General features: G+C 67.4%; 5 protein-coding genes. 1 reads left to right on the forward strand and 4 read right to left on the reverse strand.

The genetic code is table 11. The annotated features are described in order from the left end of the window. The first annotated feature begins 38 nt into the window (after positions 1–38). On the forward strand, positions 39–1,070 hold the full coding sequence (locus GE253_RS04505) for a LacI family DNA-binding transcriptional regulator (protein WP_153202954.1): 1,032 nt from the start codon (positions 39–41) through the stop codon (positions 1,068–1,070). 2 nt (positions 1,071–1,072) lie between these two features. Here GE253_RS04505 and GE253_RS04510 read toward each other — a convergent pair whose 3' ends face one another. The 4 genes from GE253_RS04510 to GE253_RS04525 all read right to left on the reverse strand — a co-directional run bounded on the left by GE253_RS04510 (position 1,073) and on the right by GE253_RS04525 (position 15,733). Beyond that, positions 1,073–1,534, reverse strand: a complete 462-nt coding sequence (locus GE253_RS04510; protein ID WP_173012492.1) for a cyclic nucleotide-binding domain-containing protein — start codon at positions 1,532–1,534, stop codon at positions 1,073–1,075. A gap of 83 nt (positions 1,535–1,617) precedes the next feature. Beyond that, entirely contained in the window at positions 1,618–2,310 is a 693-nt protein-coding gene (locus GE253_RS04515; protein WP_153202956.1) for a hypothetical protein, read from the reverse strand. Beyond that, positions 2,307–5,342, reverse strand: a complete 3,036-nt coding sequence (locus GE253_RS04520; protein ID WP_153202957.1) for a CHAT domain-containing protein — start codon at positions 5,340–5,342, stop codon at positions 2,307–2,309. The genes GE253_RS04515 and GE253_RS04520 overlap by 4 nt, the downstream gene beginning before the upstream one ends. Next, on the reverse strand, positions 5,336–15,733 hold the full coding sequence (locus GE253_RS04525) for an MBG domain-containing protein (protein WP_173012493.1): 10,398 nt from the start codon (positions 15,731–15,733) through the stop codon (positions 5,336–5,338). The genes GE253_RS04520 and GE253_RS04525 overlap by 7 nt, the downstream gene beginning before the upstream one ends. Positions 15,734–15,737: the final 4 nt, after the last annotated feature.

Consider the following 15,737-nt stretch of genomic DNA (forward strand, 5'->3'; position numbering starts at 1 on the left):
ATCCTGCCGCCGGTCAGCAACCCAGCGCCGGAAGCACAATGCGGGCAAAACGGCCAACATCATTTGATATTGCCGAACTGGCGGGGGTGTCCCAGTCCACCGTCTCCCGCGCGCTGCGCCATGACAGCATGGTCAGCGAGGATACCAGGCTGAAGGTGGAGCGCGCGGCAAGACAGTTGAATTACAAGGTCGATGTGAATGCGCGCAACCTGCGTTCACAGAAGACCAACACGCTGGCGCTGCTGATCTATGAAGATCCCGGCACGTCCGACAGCCTGATCAACCCGTTCTTCCTGGCCATGCTGTCCAGCGTCACCCGTGCCGCCGCACGCCATGGCTATGATCTGCTGGTTTCCTTCCAGCAGCAGAGCGGGGAGGGCAATGCCGATTATGCCGCCTCCAAACGCGCCGACGGCATCATCTTTCTGGGCTATGGCGATTACCCCAGCTATATCGCCCGCATCGCCCGGCTGGACGAGGCGGGGATACCGCATATCACCTGGGGCCCGGTACTGCCGGGACAGCCGGGCCATTTCATCGGGTCGGACAATGTGCAGGGCGCACGGGAGGCGGTGGCCCACCTGATCGCCGCCGGCAGGCGGCATATCGGCTTCATCGGGGATATTTCAGAGAATTGCCCGGAATTCCGCGACCGGCACCGGGGCTATCTGCTGGCGCTGGAACAGGCGGGCCTGAGCGCCGACCCTGCCCTGCACCTGGATGCGGAGGCATCGGAACAGGACGGCCACCGCGCCGCCCTGGCGCTGCTGGACCGGGGCCGCCCGCTGGATGCGATTTTCGCCGCCTGCGACCTGCTGGCCATCGGCGCCCTGCATGGCGCCCGTGACCGGGGCCTGACGGTACCGGGTGACCTGTCCATCGTCGGTTTCGACGATATCCAGGCCGCCCTTTACACCAACCCACCCTTAACCACCGTCCGGCAGGATACCGAGGCCGCCGGCCGGCTGCTGGTGGAAAACCTGCTGCGCCTGATGGAAGACCGCCCCATCGACCAGACCATCATCCCGACGCGGCTGGTGGTGCGGGGGTCGTGCCGGCGGGTGGGGTGACCTTACCCTGCCGTCTCCTCATCGGCTTCCGCCAGCATGGCAACATCCTCATTGGGGCTGATCTCGCGGGATTTGATGGCGGTGACGGCCAGCATCTGGCTCATCATATCTTCCAACTGGCTGTTGGAGGCGCGCAGGTTGCGGGCCAGGATGCGGACAATGGAGGCAACAAACGGGTCAGCATCGGCCAGCCGGGCCCGCACCTTCTCCCCGGAAATGATGATCAGCACCGTATCCTCAATCGCCGTGGCCGAGGCGGACCGGGTGCCGTCGTCGATCAGGGCCATCTCACCGAACAGGCAGTTCGGCCCCACCTCCGCCAATACCACCGGATGTTCCGGTTCCCCCCGCCAGAGGCGAACGCGGCCCGACTGCACCAGATACATATGTTCGCCCCGGTCACCCGTGGCGAAGATCTGCTTGCCCGTGGCCACGAACTTACGATTCAAAATCCCGCCCGACATCGCATCAACCCTTTCCCGATCCCATGCGGGGATCATCCCATCCTCGGCCCGTCAATTGGCACGCCATCCCCGTGTCAGCAAGATCAACCCTTCAACAGGGCGTGCGCCTGCCGGTCGCAGCCCCGTGCCAGCAGCCAGCCGCCCACCATCTTCCTTGCCGTCACAGCATCAGGCAGATGGTGGAAGGTGATGGCCGCCGCATTGCCATCCAGCTCCAGCAGGAAGGTGGCGCCTTCCTGCACCGGCAGGTCGGGCAGGGCCAGCCGCTGCTCCCCTGCCGGCCAGGTGGCATTGGCGGTCCAGCTGCGGTCAGCCGGCATCAGGGTCAGCTTCTGCCGCTTCTGTGCGGCCGCCCGCCACAGAACCAGGGTGTGACCCGGCCGCAGACAGCCGGAACCGGAAGCACCGGCATCAATCAGCCAGGGTTCCGGCAGAGGGGGCGGCTGGCCGGCATCCCGCGCGGCACCCAGCGCACTGGTATCGGTGGCCCGCGCGCCCATCAGGTCCGCCAGGGCCTGGACTGTTCCGCCCTGGCTGCCGGCTTCCTTGGCGGGAATGCCGGAGAAGGGTCCGCGCAGGGTGATCTGGCTACCATCTTCGGCAATCAGCACCATCTGCGCACCGTCGGGCAGGGTGAGGGGCTTGTCATCCGGCACCTGGGTGCCGGGTGCCATGGCCACCCCGCGCGCTTCCACCAGCACCAGCGAACCCGCCAGGGCGGCGGGCACCAGCAGCAGGGCGGCAAGGGCGGCGGAAAGACGGTGCAGCATCATCATTCTCCGGCAGCTTGGGCGGGACCGGCGGCCCCCACCAGGGTGAAGGCCGCCCAGTTGAACGGGTGGGCGCTGGCCGGCTGGGCCGCCATGGCGCGTTGGGCGGCGGCCAGGGCGCCGGCCAAATCCCCCTGCGCCGCCGCCCGGTCAAACAGACCCGTCATCAGCCGCACGGTGGGCAGGGAAGGCACCTGCCAGTGCGTGACCAGCAGCGACCGGGCCCCGGCAAAGAAGAAGGATTCCGCCAGACCGGACAGGGCCTCGCCGCCCAATCTGGCATCGCCGCCCGCCGTGTTGCAGGCCGACAGCACCACAAGATCGGCCTTCAGGCGCAGCAAGGCAATATCGGATGCTGTCAGCAAGCCATCATCGGCGGCACTGGCCGGGCGGCTGGCCGGCGGGGCCAGGGCCAGACCCGGCTGGGTCTGGCAGCGCAGTTCGCCGGGCAACAGCCCGTGGGTGGCGAAGTAAATCACCCGATAATCGCCCAATCCGCGTTCGCGCACCGCCGCCTTGGTGACGGCGGCCCCGGTCAGGATATCGGCCGGGACTGCCCCGAGTTTAGTCCCCACTTGCCGCACCTCATCCGCCGTTTCCGGCAAGGGGGCGAGCGCGCGCAGCAGGGCCGGGTCCATCACCGCATCGGTGCGGCAGCTCTGGGCCAGGGCGGCCATGCCATTGCCCCCCTTGGTCCCCTGGAAGGGCGGGGCGGCGAAACCGATAAAGGGCTTGGGGGCTGCCGGACGCGCCGCCAGCCGTTCCAGCGCCACCAGGGCCGGGATGGAAGGCACCACGGAGACCGACCGGTCCCGGATCAGCCAGGCTGCCCCGGCATAATCCCCTGCATCACCCGGTGCCGACACCAGCAAAGCCGGCGGCAGGCTGAGCAGGGCCGCAGTGGGCACGAAGACCAGTGATTGGGCCCCCTGCAAGACCGCTTCCGCCGGCCCCAACAAGCGACGATAAAGATCATGGGCCAGCGCCAGATCAAACGGCGGCAGCGCCCCGGCCCGCGGGGTCAGGCCCCGGCGCAGGCTGGCCACCCGTTCTTCCAGCGCCGAACGGGAGAGGGAAACCGGAAAGGCCGTCACCCCGTCCCGTCGCACCACGAAGCCGAATCCGCCCTCGCTGCCGAACACGTGATAGATCACCGCCTCATCCGCCCGCAGCAGGGCGGACAAATCAGCCGGGGCCACCGGTGCCGCACGCGACAGGCGGGCATAATTGGGGAAGGCCGCCTGCAGCTGGCGTTCCAGCGCCTGGGCCGATGTTGCTGCCGCTTCCAACTGCTTCAACAGGGTTGCTTCGCGTGCCCGGTCACGCTGACTATCCGGCTTGGCGGTTTCCGCCGCCGCCTCAATCCGCAACCGGTCACGATCGCGCACGGCATCCTGCTGCTGGCGCACCAGATCGGCCACGGCGGGATCAGTGGTGGCAAAGCGGGTGGCTGCACGGGTAATGGTCTGCCCCACCACCCCTTCACGCACCTGCTGCACAGCCAGGAACATCTCTGCATTCAGGGTCGGGCGGGCGGCGGGGTCCGCCGCTGCCAGCCGGTCCAGCACCGCCAGATAGGGCATGATGCGATCCAGCGGCAGCGGCGCGCCGCCGGGCAGATCGCTCAGCATGGCCAGCCCCTCGCGGTAGATGCTGGCCGCCGCTGCGTCCTGGCCCGCCTGGGCATAGACCCGGCCCAGTTCCAGCATGGCCGAGGCCACGGGCCAACCCTGGCCGAACAATTGCCGGTTCGACGCCACCGCCTTGGACAGCAGCGCCGCCCCGCCCGCCACATCGCCACGCCCGGCCAGGGCCAGACCATGGATGCCCAGGATGCGGGCGTTCCACCAGGGCGGCAGGCCGCGCGTGCGCTGATATAGCCGGTCAGCCTCTGCCGTGGCCGCCTCCGCCAGCCCATATTGTTTCAGCCGCAGGGAGACGGTGGCCTCCAGCAGCAGCGAATGGATCAGGTCACCACGCGCGGCGGCCAGACTGCCCAGTACGGCGCGGTTCGCCCCACCACCGGCGGCATCTTCCAGATCATCCACCAGGGCGCGGCGGGTGGCGCTGGCATCACGGCTGAGGCTGAGTGCGCGCTTTTCCTCCCCGTTATTGGCAGCATGGAAAGCCATATAGCTGGCCAGCCGGGCGCGGGCGGCCTTGTCGAAGGATTGCTGTAACAGCCGGTCGGCGCGGCGGAACAGGCCGTCGGCCTCCTCCCCCCTTCCCTGGTTGCTGACCTCCAGCGCCAGCGCCATCAGCGTGTCGCCGGCACCGGGGCTGTCATCGCCCAAGGCACGGGTCTGGATGGCGAGCGCGCGGCGATAGGCTTCCTCGGCGGCGGCATAATCCTCCACACTGTTGGAAAGCCGGCCCAACTCGCTCAACCGCTCGAAATCATTCAGATCGCCACGCCCGAAGCGCAGCGCATCATCGCCCAGGGCTGCCCGCAGGGCCGCCTGGATATCCTGCATCCGGGCAGTCGGGGCTTCGCCCCCCTTGCCTTCCAGCCGGTCGGCCATGCCCAGCAGCAGATCGGCCACGGCAGGGATACCATCAGCCTGATAAAGCTGTTTGCCGCGCGCCAGGGTGATGCCCACCCAGGGCCAGCCGCCTTCGCGCAACTGGCAATTGGCCAGCAGGGCGCTGCTGCCATCGGCCAGGGCGATGGGCTGGGCCGGCTGGCAATTGGCGCGTTGGGCCAGCGACCCGGCCCAGCCGGTGCGCCCGCCCTCCACCGCCAGTTGGCGCAGCCGGGCGGATGGTTCGTCAGGCAACGGATCGTAAAGGCCGGTGACGGCAATGGAACCGCTGGCCTGTTCCCAGGCCCCGCAGAACAGGCTGAACGGGCGGGTTCCACCATCGGCGGCGGCCGGGATGGCGCGGCACTCCTCCCCGATGGTATTGGTGCCAAACGGCAAGGGCACGCCGGTCCTGGCCGTAACATCAGCAGCATCCGGTTTACCCACCTGCCCGCCACAGCCGCCCAGCGCCAGCAGGGCCAGGGCCGCGATCCCTGCCTTCCAGACGCTCACCATACCCTCCCCAGGTTGGGGAATTGCTGTTCCAGGCCGGGGGTGCCCTCCGGTGCCTCCGAGGGCAGGCGGCGCTGCTGGCCCAACAGACCGGGGATCATCTCCTCCGTCTTGGAATCCTCATCCGCCGTAGAACCAGAAGCCGACTGGACCACCTGGGTTGTGGCCGCCAGGGCGGCATCGGCGCTGATGCTGGCGGCAGGCGGATTGCCACCGCTGCCGCTGCCCGCATTGCCGGCGACACCGGTATTGGTGGTTGTGACGGTGCCGGTTGTCCCCGCCACGGGGGCCACCACGCTGGCCAAGGCGGCAGTGGCGCTGGCCACACTGGGCGTCTGCGGCAGTTGGGTGATGGTGGTGACGGGTGCCACATTGGCGACCGCCGCCGGCAGACTGCCGGCCCCCGTCACGGTCAATACGCCATCAACATAGGTAATGTCGTAATTGCCACCCTGGATACCACCGGCCTTGATGGCATAGGTGCCAGCGGGGGAATCCACCGTGGCGCTGGTGGTAAAGACCAGCCCTGTCAGGCTGGCCACACCATCACCATTCACCAACCCCTGATATCGGGCAGTGAAGAGGGGATTGGCGGCACCGGCTGCCCGGCTCACATTGTCCACCGCCACCGTCAACGGGGCCGGCGTCACGGTCAGCGCCGCCCCCTGGTACCGGATGGTATAATTGGCGTTGGAGGTCAGGCCGCCTTGGGTAATGGCATAGGTACCGGCATTGCTACCCGCCATGCGCGTCAAGGTGCCAGACAGAACCGCTGTGGCGCTGTCGCCGCGCTTCAGGCCGGAAACGCTGTAAGTCAGGGCCGGATCGGCATCGCCGTAAACCCGGCTGACGGCGTTGGCCGTCACATTCAGCGCCGCCGGCGTGATGCGCAGCGTCGCGCCCGTCACGCTCAGTGTGTAATTGGCGTTGGACGCGAGGCTGCCCTGGCCGATGGCGTAGAAGCCGACATTCTCCCCCGCCGCACGATCCAGGGCACCGGTGAGCACCGCTGCCGCACTATCGCCGCGCTTCAGGCCGGAGACGCTGTAGGTCAAGGCCGGGTCGGCATCGCCGTAAACCCGGCTGATGGCGTTGGCCGTCACATTCAGCGCCGCCGGCGTAATGCGCAGACTCGCACCGCTGACGCTCAGCGTGTAATTGGCGTTGGCCGTCAGGCTGCCCTGGCCGATGGCGTAGAAGCCGACATTCTCCCCCGCCGCACGGTCCAGGGCACCAGTGAGCACCGCTGCGGCGCTGTCACCCCGCTTCAAGCCGGCGACGCTGTAGGTCAAAGCCGGATCGGCATCGCCGTAAACCCGGCTGGCGGCATCCGCCGTCACATTCAGCACCGCCGGCGTGATGCGCAGGCTCGCACCGCTGACACTCAGCGTGTAATTGGCATTGGCCGTCAGGCTGCCCTGGCCAATGGCGTAGAGGCCAACATTCTCCCCCGCGGCACGATCCAAAGCGCCGGTGAGAACCGCCGCCGCACTGTCGCCACGCTTCAGGCCGGAGACGCTGTAGATCAAAGCCGGATCGGCGTCGCCATAAACCCGGCTGGCGCCGGTGGCTGTGACGGTCAGCACCGCCGGGGTAATGCGCAGGCTCGCACCGCTGACACTCAGCGTATAATTGGCATTGGCCGTCAGGCTGCCTTGGCTGATGGCGTAATTGCCAACATTCTCCCCCGCCGCACGGTCCAGCGCGCCGGAGAGCACGGCCGCCGCACTGTCGCCGCGCTTCAGGCCGGAGGCGCTGTAGCTCAAGGCCGGATCGGCATCGCCGTAAACCCGGCTGATGGCATTGGCCGTCACCGTCAGCGCCGCCGGCGTGATGCTCAGCGTCGCGCCCGTCACGCTCAGCGTGTAATTGGCATTGGCCGTCAAGCTGCCCTGGCCGATGGCGTAGCGGCCGACATTCTCCCCCGCCGCCCGGTCAAGGGCACCGGAGAGGACCGCCGCCGCACTGTCGCCGCGCTTCAGGCCGGAGGCGCTGTAGCTCAAGGTTGGGTCGGCATCGCCGTAAACCCGACTGACGGCATTGGCCGTCACACTCAGCGCCGCCGGCGTGATGCTGAGCGTCGAGCCCGTCACACTCAGCGTGTAATTGCCGTTGGACGCCAGGCTGCCCTGGTCGATGGCGTAGAGGCCAACATTCTCCCCCGCCGCGCGATCCAAAGCGCCGGTGAGCACCGCCGCCGCACTGTCACCCCGCTTCAAGCCAGAGACGCGATAGGTCAAGGTCGGGTCGGCATCGCCGTAAACCCGGCTGGCGGCATTGGCCGTCACATTCAGCGCCGCCGGCGTTATGGTCAGGGTCGCACCATCCACACTCAGCGTATAATTGGCGTTGGCGGCAAGGCTACCCTGGCTGATGGCGTAGCTGCCGGCATTCTCCCCCGCTGCCCGCACCAGCGCACCGGACAGCACAGCCGCCGCACTGTCACCGCGCTTCAAGCCGGCAACACCATAGGTCAAGGCCGGATCAGCATCGCCGTAAACCCGGCTGACGGCATCCGCCGTCACCGTCAGCGCGGCCGGCGTGATGGTCAATGTCGAGCCGCTGACACTCAGCGTATAATTGGCGTCGGAGGTCAGGCTGCCCTGGTTGATGGCGTAATTGCCAACATTCTCCCCCGCCGCGCGATCCAAAGCGCCGGAAAGCACGGCCGCCGCACTGTCACCGCGCTTCAAGCCGGCAACACCATAGGTCAAGGCCGGATCAGCATCGCCATAAACCCGGCTGACGGCATCCGCCGTCACCGCCAGCGCGGCCGGCGTAATGCTGAGCGTCGCACCGCTGACGCTCAGGGTATAATTGGCATTGGCGGCAAGGCTACCCTGGCTGATGGCGTAGAGGCCGACATTCTCCCCCGTCGCCCGGTCCAGCGCGCCGGAGAGCACAGCCGCCGTACCGTCACCGCGCTTCAGGCCGGACACGCTGTAGGTCAGCGCCGGATCAGCATCGCCATAAACGCGGGTGGCGGCATTGGCGGTCACCGTCAGTGCTGCTGGCGTGATGGTCAGGGTCGCACCGGTAAAGTTGATCGTATAATTGGTGTTGGCTGCAAGGCTGCCCTGGGTGATGGCATGGGTGCCCGCATCCTCCCCCACATGGGTCAAACGGCCAGACAACACGCTGCCCGTAACATCCCCCCGCTTCAACCCGCTGACCCCATAGGCAAAGACCGGTGTATCATCACCGTAAACCTTGGTTGTGGCGAGGGCCGTGACGGTTAATGGGGCCGGGGTGATGGCAAGCGCCGCCCCGGTATAGGTGATCGTGTAATTGGCATTGGCCGTCAGCCCGCCCTGGCGGATGGTGTAACGGCCGACATCCTCCCCCGCCACACGGGAAAGCCGGCCCGTCAGCACGCTGCCGGTCGTATCGTCGCGCTTCAATCCGCTGACCCGATAGGTCAGCGTGGGATCGGCCTCGCCATATTCCTTGGTTCGCGCACTGGCGGTGATGGTCAACGTGGCGGGGGTAATGGCAAGCTCCGCGCCTGTATAGGTGATGGCGTAATTGCCCCCCGCCGTCACGCTACCCTGGCTGATGGCATAGCGGCCGGTATTCTCCCCGCCCGCCCTGATCAGGCTGCCGGTGATACTGTCCCCTTCCAGCAGGCCACTGCTGGTATAGGTCAGGCTGGGATCGGCATCGCCATAGACCTTGCTGGCGGTATTGGCGGTGATGGTCAGCGCTGCCTGGTTGATGGTCAGCAGGCCATAGGCATTGCCGCTGTCGGCAATCCGGTAATTGGCAGCATCTGTCCCTGTCAGGGACCGCACCATCTGATCATAGGTGCCGACCGGAAGCCGCCCGCTCAAACTGCCATCGACCATACCTACCGTGCCGGTGACAACATCACCATCCAGCACACCGGTCAGCGTGGCGGCCCCATAGGCGATGGCCTGACCATAGGTGGCGCTGGCCGCCGCCACGCTGTAGGTCAGCGGTTTGGCAGCGATCACCAGATTGCCGGCGCTGTTGCCGCTGGCGGCGATGCTGTAATTACCGGCATCCACCCCGGTCAGCCCGGTGACGGTCTGGGCATAGGTGCCGACCCCCAGCCGGGCGGACAGGCTGGCATTGCTGAGCGCCACCGTGCCGGACACGGCGTCGCTGCCCACCAGCCCGGACAGGCTGGCCGTGCCCAGGCTGGCCAGCGTGCCATAGGTGCCGCTGGCCGCACTGATGGAATAGGTCAGGGCCTTGGGCGCGATGGTCAGGGTGCCGCTGCTGTTGCCACTGAGCGCCAGCGTATAATTGCCGGCAGCAGCCCCGGTCAGCCCGGTGACGGATTGGGTATAGCTGCCGGCGCGCGTGGTAGCAGACAGGGTGATGGCGCCATTACTGTCCCGCGTGCCCAACGTACCCGTGACGGCATCCTCCCCCACCAACCCGGTCAGGCTCACCGCGCCATTGCCGGCCAGGGTGCCATAGGTGCCGCTGGCATTGGTCACCGCCCAGGTCAGGGCCTTGGGATTAATGGTCAGCGTGCCGGTGCTGGGGAAGCGGAACTGATAGCCCAGGTCGGAGGCCAAGGTACCCAGTGCTGCGCTGATGGTATAGGTGCCGGCATTGGCATTGCCGCCGGAAAGGCTGGCGGCACCGCTGACCGCCTGGGCCAACGTGTCATTTCCCACCAGCCCGCTGATCATGTAGGTCAGGGTGGGGATGGCTGCGCTGTAAGTGTGGCTGAAACTGTCCGGCGTGACGGTCAGCGTCGGCGCATAACTGTAAACAAAGCGACTGCCGCTGTTGGCAATGGTCGCATGGCTGCGCCCGCTGAAATCATAGAGGCGGTTATACAGCGGCAGGGCATCCACCCCACCCGTATCCCCGCTGAGCGGGCTGGTGGAGAAGACCAGGAAGCGCCCACCGCCGCCGACAGACAGGGCCGTCGCCCCACCATTGTTGCTGAAGCTGCCATTGGCCGCCAGCACCAGGGCGTCACCGGCCCCGCTGGCCGAAACGCTGGCCCCGCTGGCGATGGTCAGATTGCCGCCAGCCGTCAGCTTCACCGTGCCGCTGGCACTGATCCCGGCCGTCCCATTGACGGTGCCGATGGTCAATGCCCCGGCATGGGCGAAATCCAGGCTGCCCACGCTGCCGGCCAGGATGGTTATATTGTTGCCGCTGGCCGCCAGAATGAAATCCCCGCCACCCAGCAACCGCAGGGAACCACCCGTGATCGCCTGGCTCTGCGTCACCGTGCCGGCACTGGTCAACAGCACGGCCCCACTGCCGGCATTCAGCCCGTTGATGCCCTTAACCGTGCCGATGGCGAAACCGCCATCATCGCGCAGGCTGACATCGTGGCCGCTGGCGCTGACGGCCACGGTGCCCAGGGCATTGTCGGCATGGCCCAGCGTCACCGCCCCGCCAGCGGTGACAGCCAGATTGGCCATGGTCAGCCCCGCCGCCTGACTGACCCCACCGCCGGCCAGCAGATAAAGCGTGCTGCTGTTGGCCGGGCCGACGGCAGCACTGATACCGATAGTACCGCTGCCGGAGGTTTCCACCCGCAGCAGACTGGCCGTCACCCGGTCCAGTGCCGCGTCGGACAATTGCAGGGCCGTGCCGGTGCCGGCGGCCCCCAGATCGATATCCCGGCCCGTACTGGTCGTGGTCAGCGTCACCGTACCGCTGGCCGACACCGGCCCCGAGAGGTCCATCGTATCGGCACTGAGCGTGACATTGCCCGCCACCACATTGACCGCCCCCGTACCAGCGATGGTCAGGGCGCTGGCGCGTAATGTCAGGCTGCCGCTGTCGCCGCCCATACCGGTGGACAGGGTGCCGGTGACCTGGATGGTGCTGCCGGTGCTGATGCTGGCATCATCGCGCAGGGACAGTGTGCCGACCTGAACGGCTGCCGTGCCGGCGGTGGAACCGATATTGATACTGGTGAAGCCCGCCTGTAACAGCGCCAGTTCCGCATTTGTCAGGTTCAGCGTACCAGCCCCGCCGCCCAGCCCGATGCTGGTGGCATTATCCAGCGGGCGGATGGACAGTTGCCCCGTGCCGCTGATGCTGGCCGTGCCGCTGCCGGCGGACAGGTCCATCTTGTCAGCCAGCAGGTTGATCGTGCCCGCCCCGCCATTGATGCGGGTCGCGGTGGTGCCATCGCTGATGAAAAGCAGCCCCTCCCCCGTCCCCTGGTGCCGGGCCGTAAGGGTGATGCCGCCGGCATTGCTGAGGCTGGAGCCATTGCCGATCCGCAGCCCGGCCGACAGGCTGTTGCCGGCCCCGCCCTGCCCGTCCAGGCTGATCGTGCCGCTGCCGCTGGTGGTCAGGCTGGCGGCGTTGAGATCAATGCCGATGCCCGTCCCGGCATGGGTGGTGGCTGCCGCCCCCTGGCCCCGGATGGCGATATTGCCGCCACCGGCATTCAAGGTGGCATTGGCAATGGCAACGCCGATGCCGGTGGCGGCATTGCCCAGCGCCGCCGCACTTGCAGGGTCACCACCACCGCCCAGGATGATCGCCCCACCCCGGCTGGACAGGCTGGCATTGCTGATGCGGATGGCACCGGCCCCCGCATTGCCGCTGTCGGCATTCAGGGTGATGGCCAGGGCACCCAAGCCGCTGGCGCTGATATTGGCCGTCACCGCCAGATCGGCGCTGCTGTTCAGCCGCAGGCTGCCGCTGGCCGATCCGGTATAGGCGATGGCCTGTCCCACGGTCAGGCTGGCAGCGCTGAGGGTGAGGTTGCCGCTGGCCGTCAGCCCCGCGACACCCCCCACCGTGCCAATGGTCAGCGCCTGATCGCTGACCAGACTGGCACTGCCCAGATTGCCGGCCAGGGTGGCAATGCTGTTGGCGCTGTTGGTCAGGGTGAAGCTGCCACTGCCCAGCAGGGACAGGCTGGCAATATCCAGCGCGGTGGATTGGGTGACGCTGCCGGCACTGGCCAGTTCCAGCACCGACAGGGTGCCCGTCACGGGGTTGTCCACCAGGGTGATATTGCCACCGCTGGTCGAACCCAGCCGCAGGATACCGGCGGAGACATTCCCCAATTCCGTCCGGGTCAGGTGCAGGCTGCTGCCATCATCCGTACCGTCGGAGACGGTGAGCGCCTGACCATTGCTGCGCGGGGCCAGCGTCACCCGGCCGCTGCTGCGCAGGGAGAGTTTACTCAGGTCGATCCTGTCGGCGGCAAGGCTGATGGCACCGGTCTGGTTGGCATCCCCCACCTGCGCGTCCGGGGTGGCGGTGCGGCTATTGCCGATGCCGCTGCCCCCAACCCCACCGGTACCGGTGATGCTGATGCTGCCCGCGCCGGCGGTTACCCGATAACCGCTATGGATCATCACACCGATATTCTCGGCATGGCTGGTGCTGCCGCCCGAGGAGCCGGTCAGGCTGACAGAGCCGCCATTGGTGGTGATGGCGAAGCTGGTGCCGGACTGACCGTGCAGTTCAACCCCGATGGTATTGGTGCTGCCGGACTGGGCCGATCCTGCAAGGCTGATCGTACCGCTGCCGGTGGCACTCAGGCTGCCATCCAACACCCGGATGCCGGTATTGAAGCTGCCGGCCGCCCCAGCCCGTACCGTGCCGGTGATGCTGATGGCACCATTGGCGGTGCTGATATTCGTGCCGCTGCCCGACAGGTCCACCCCATAATGCCGCTGGGCAGCACCGCTGCCGGAGGTGCCGGTGATGGTGATATTGCCGCTGTTGGTGGCGAGGCTGGTACCACCAGTCAGCGCCACGCCGCTGGTACTGATCGCACTGGTGCCCACTGGCCCGGAGCCGGTGATGCTGATGGAACCGCTGCCGGTGCTGATCTGCACCCCGCTCAGCTGCACACCGTAAAGGTCGCTGCTGCTGGCCGTCCCGGACAGGGAAAGCGAGCCGCCATTGCTGCTGATGGACAGGCCGGAAGCCAGCACCAGCATCCCGCCCGAAGCTGTCAGTGAGACATGCCGGCCAGCGGCCAGCGGGGTCTGCAGGGCCGCCGCATCAGTCACGCTCAAGCCACCGCTGGCCGAGACCGCGATGCTGCCGGCGGTGATGCGGCCGATTTCCGCCGCACTCAAAGCCAGACCGGTGCTGCCATTACCCAGCTCGACGGAACGGTTGCTGCTGCGGGTGGTTAGGCTGGTGGTATAGAGGCCGGTATTGATGGTGCCAGCAATATCCATCACGTCCGACCGCAGGGTCAGGCCGCCGCCCGTCAGGCTCAAGGCCCCGGTCAGCGACAGGTCGCCGCCCTGGATCTGGGTGTCGCCCCGGATGCTGGCGGTGCCGATGGTCACCGCCCCCGTGCCATCGCTGCGCCCGATAGTCACCTGATCAAAGCCGGACTGGATGGTCGCCAGTTCGGCCGCCGTCAGGTTCAACGTACCGGCCCCGCCGCCAAGGCCGATGCTGGTGCTGGTGCTGGCTGGCCGGATGGTCAGGCTGCCGCCGCTGCTGGACAGGCTGGCCGTGCTGGCAATGTCCAGGCTGTCGCTGACCAGGGTGACGGCATTGCCCCGGCCATTCAGGCTGGCCCCCGACGCGATGCTGAGGAAGCCGGCCGTCAGGCTGGCACCGCCGCTGAAGCTGCCGACACTCAAGGCCCCGCTGGTGACCAGCGACAGGCCATAGGCGCTGCCCGAAACGGCGGCGATGCTGTTGGCGCTGTTGGTCAGGCTGGCATAGCCATTCTGCAACACCAGCGAACTGGCGGTGATCGCGGCCGATTGGCTGATATTGCCCGTGCTGGACAGGGACAATTGCCCCGCCGTCACCGCCCCCGTCAGCGCGATGGACGATCCGGACAGGCTGATGCTGCCGCCATTGCTGGCCATGCTGCCCAGAATAGTGACGCTACCGCCGCTGCTGGCGAAATCCAACCCCAACTGGCCAGCGCTGGCACTGATATTGGCCCCGTTGGCCAGCGTGATGTTGCCCCCGGCCCGCAGGGTCAGCGTGGCATTGCCGCCGGCTGATTTGGCGATCCCGGTATTCATGGAAATGGCATTGTCGGCCGCCAGCGTCACGCTGGTGCCGGCATTCAGCAGGTTCTGCAGCGCACCGGCCGTGATGGTGCTGTTGGCCTGGGGGAAATTGCCGGCGCTGTTCAGATCGCCGGCGCCCGTCAGATCATCCCCGGTGACCCCATCGCCGTTAATATTGGCCGGGCCCGTGGAAATGGTGATGTTGGCCGGGTCCAGCAGCAGCGTGCCGGCCAGCCCCGCCGGGGCCGAGAGGTCGACCATGCCGGCGAAATCCAGCCGGTCCTTCCCCGAGACCTCGGCAAAGCCGCCATCGCCCTGGCCCGCCCCTTTGGCGGAAAGGCTGCCCTGGAAATCCGTCCGGCCATCCGCCCACAGGATCACCCGGCCGCCAGCCCCATCCTGTGTTGCATCGGCGCGGATGCGGCTGGCCGCATCGACGCTTGTATTCTCCGCCCGCGCCAGATCGCCCTTGCCCTGATAGTCACCGCCGATGCGGATGGACCCGCCGCCCGTCGCCCCGCTGGCATCCAGGGTGGCACCTTGCAGGGTGACACTTTCCCCCGTCACGCTGATGGCGCCACCGGTCCCGCTGGCCGCACTGGCATCCAGCTGGCCGGTAAGGCTGACATCCGCTCCGTCCCCACCGATGAAGATACGGCCGTCGCGCGCCTCCGCCCGTGTCGCCTGCACCAGCCCACCGACATTGATGGCGGCCACCGCCCCCGCTGCCGCCCGCGCCGTCACCAGCACCGAACCGCCCTGCGCCGACAGGGTGCCGCTGTTGGCCACCTGGGCCGCCATCTCCGCCGGCAATTCATAGCGCAGCAGCCCGTCGCCCTGCAGGTCCAGCGTGAAACTTTCCGTACCGGCCAGCACGATCCGGCCCATCTTGGCTTGCACCACACCCTTATTATCCACCGCAGCGGCGGCCAACGCCACATAGCCGCCATCGGCAACCCGGATGGTGCCTTCATTCACCACAGCCGCCCCGGCAGCCCCCGGCTGCCCGAAGACCAGCCGCCCGGCGGCGAAATCAGCGTTGCTGATATTGGCTGTGGTGGCGATGAAGGCACCGGCATCGATGCGGGCATTGCGCCCGATGATGATGCCCGCCTGATCGATGATCACCACCTGCCCATTGGCCGTCAGCGAACCATCGATGCGGGTGCCGCTGCCGGCCCCCACCCGGTTGACCAGCAGCGAGCTTGCGCCCGGTTGGCTAACGCTCACCTGTTCCCCGGCACCAACCGTGAAGGAGCGCCAGTCAATCAGCGCCCGGTCACTCTGCTGCTGGATCAGGGTCTGGCTGCCGCTGCTGCTGATGCTGGCCTGACCGACGGCAACCGACCCGCCCTCCGGCCCCGCCAGGGCTGGCAGGGCCGGCAGGGTGAAAACGCTGGCCAGCGCCAGCGCCCGCAATCCGCGTTGCCGTGCCATAGCC

The organism is Niveispirillum sp. SYP-B3756 (assembly GCF_009495745.1).
Lineage (GTDB): Bacteria > Pseudomonadota > Alphaproteobacteria > Azospirillales > Azospirillaceae > Niveispirillum.

Excerpts from the sequence above, each read along its gene's own strand:
- GE253_RS04525 (WP_173012493.1), bottom strand. The coding sequence starts at position 15,733 with ATGGCACGGCAACGCGGATTGCGGGCGCTGGCGCTGGCCAGCGTTTTC.
- GE253_RS04510 (WP_173012492.1), bottom strand. The coding sequence starts at position 1,534 with ATGTCGGGCGGGATTTTGAATCGTAAGTTCGTGGCCACGGGCAAGCAG.
- GE253_RS04520 (WP_153202957.1), bottom strand. The coding sequence starts at position 5,342 with ATGGTGAGCGTCTGGAAGGCAGGGATCGCGGCCCTGGCCCTGCTGGCG.
- GE253_RS04515 (WP_153202956.1), bottom strand. The coding sequence starts at position 2,310 with ATGATGATGCTGCACCGTCTTTCCGCCGCCCTTGCCGCCCTGCTGCTG.
- GE253_RS04505 (WP_153202954.1), top strand. The coding sequence starts at position 39 with ATGCGGGCAAAACGGCCAACATCATTTGATATTGCCGAACTGGCGGGG.